Here is a 2,084-nt window from a genome sequence, read left to right as displayed (position 1 = left end):
ATTGATACCCATCGTCTCCCATTCGACTTGGCGGAAACTGGCGATCCTGGCCGTGACGTTGCGGCCCAGCACATTGACGGTGATGGTGTCGCCGAGCTTCAGCCCGATCTCCTTGCCTTCTTGCGCCGAAAACGAAACCAGCGGTTCGCCGCTGTAATTTTCGGGCCACCAACTGCCCTCGGTCAGCGTCGCGTTCTCCGGCTGCCTGGTGTCATAGGTCAGGCCGCGATCCCCCCTCAGCACCCAGGCGCCTTCCGCCGGCACCTTCACCTTGTCGACGTCGACACCGTTCAGCGCCATCACCCGGCCGCGCAGCATCGGCACCTTGGCCAGCACGCCCTGCGGCGCCTCCTTGCCGATCAGCGCCGAGAAGGACGCGACATCGGCGCTCTGGATGTCGACGAAGAAGAAGTTCGGCGCCCGTTCCGGCAGGCTGCCCGAGATCTGTCGCCTGAGATTGCCGTCGATCAGCGCCAGCGTCACCAATAGCGTCAGCCCGAGCCCAAGGGACAGCACCACCGATGGCGTCAGGGCGCCTGGCCGATGGATGTTGCCGATGGCGAGCCTGAGCGCCACGAAGCGCACGCGCGGGCTTTTCCTGGCCGTCCATTGCACCAGTGCGCCGACCACGCGCAGCACCAGGAAGGCGAAGACGGTAGCGCCGACAAAGATCGAGGCGATGCGCTGGTCGCCCGAGAACAGAATGGCCAGCGCCGCAAGCAGCAGCGCGATGCCTATGGCCGCCGCGACATAGGCGGGGCGCGGCAAGCCGCGGCCTTCCAGCCCCATTTCGCGAAACAGCGCGGTTGCCGGCACGTCGCGGGTGCGGCCGAGCGGCAGCAGCGCGAAAGCCAACGTCACCAGCAGGCCGAACAGCGCCGCCATGCCGAGCGCGCCGGGATAGAAGCCGCCTTCGGCCGGCACCGGAATGACGGATTGCAAGGCCGCGCTCGCCGCGAAGGGCATTAGTGCGCCGAGCACAAGGCCCAGCACGATACCCAATCCGGCTATGATCAGGATCTGCACGAGATAGACGGCAAAGACGAAGCCGCCCGAAGCGCCCAGGCTCTTGAAGGTGGCGATGACGCCGCGCTTGCCGTCGAGATAGGCGCGCACCGCATTGGCGACGCCGACGCCGCCGACCACCAGCGCCGTCAGCCCGACCAGGGTCAGGAACTGCGAGAAGCGTTCGATGTTGGACGACAGCGCGGGCGCCGCGTTGCTGCGCGTGCGGATCGACCAGCCGGCTTCCGGAAAATCCGTGGCGGCCTGATCCTGGATGGCCTTGAGCCTCGTCTCGTCGGCGTCCGCCGGCAGCCGGATTTTGTAGGCATTCTCGACCAGGCTGCCCGGCTGGATCAGTCCAGTGGCCGCCAACCCTTCGGTCGAGATCATCAGCCTCGGCGCGAAGCCGAAACCGTCGGACACGGCATCCGGTTCGGCGACCAGCTTGGCGCGCAGTTCGAAAGTAGCGGTGCCGAGCTTCAGCCGGTCGCCAGGCTTGACGTGCAACCGCTCGAACAGAAGATCGGGCGCTGCCGCACCGAAGACGCCGAACTCTTCGCCGAACAGTTCCTGTTTCGACAGCGCCGGCTCGGTCTCCAGCGTGCCATAGAGCGGATAGACATGGTCGACCGCCTTGGCCTCGACCAGCGCCTGGTCGGATCCGTCGGCGAGACGCGCCATCGAACGCATGCTGGCGGTCCGCGAAACCGTGCCGAGCCCGTCAAGGAAGCTGCGCTCCGCCTGACTGGCGTCACGCTGGTTGATCTGGAAGCGAAGATCGCCGCCAAGCAGCGTCTGGCCCTGATTGGCGACACCGGCGGTGATCGAACGCGCCACCGAGTTGACGCCGCCGATGGCCGCGACGCCGAGCGCGATGCAGGCGAGGAAGATCAGGAAACCGGACAGGCCGCCGCGCATCTCGCGCAGCGAGAAGCGGACAGCGAGCCTCAACGTCCGGGACAGCGGCATCAGGCCGTCACCTTGACCGGCGCCGGTGCCTCGATCCGGCCCGAGTGCATCGAAACCTGGCGCGAACAGCGTGCCGCGAGCGCCGGATCATGCGTCACCAGCACCAGCGT

Annotated in this window: 1 protein-coding gene and 1 pseudogene; both read right to left on the bottom strand. The window is 66.9% G+C overall.

Going from position 1 to position 2,084, the window contains the following annotated elements; translation table 11 throughout:
* Positions 1 to 1,974, bottom strand: a 1,974-nt coding sequence (locus EN991_RS33840) for an ABC transporter permease (RefSeq protein WP_164769582.1), incomplete at its 3' end; no start/stop codon positions are given.
* Positions 1,974 to 2,084, bottom strand: a pseudogene (locus EN991_RS41350) (ABC transporter); the annotation flags it as partial. The gene EN991_RS33840 and the pseudogene EN991_RS41350, both read right to left, overlap by 1 nt.

It is taken from the genome of Mesorhizobium sp. M7A.F.Ca.US.005.03.2.1, assembly GCF_003997795.1.
In the GTDB taxonomy this organism is placed as follows: Bacteria; Pseudomonadota; Alphaproteobacteria; order Rhizobiales; family Rhizobiaceae; genus Mesorhizobium; species Mesorhizobium ciceri.
The sequence above is the reverse complement of the archived record's forward strand: the minus strand, read 5'-3'. Positions and strand labels throughout refer to the sequence as shown.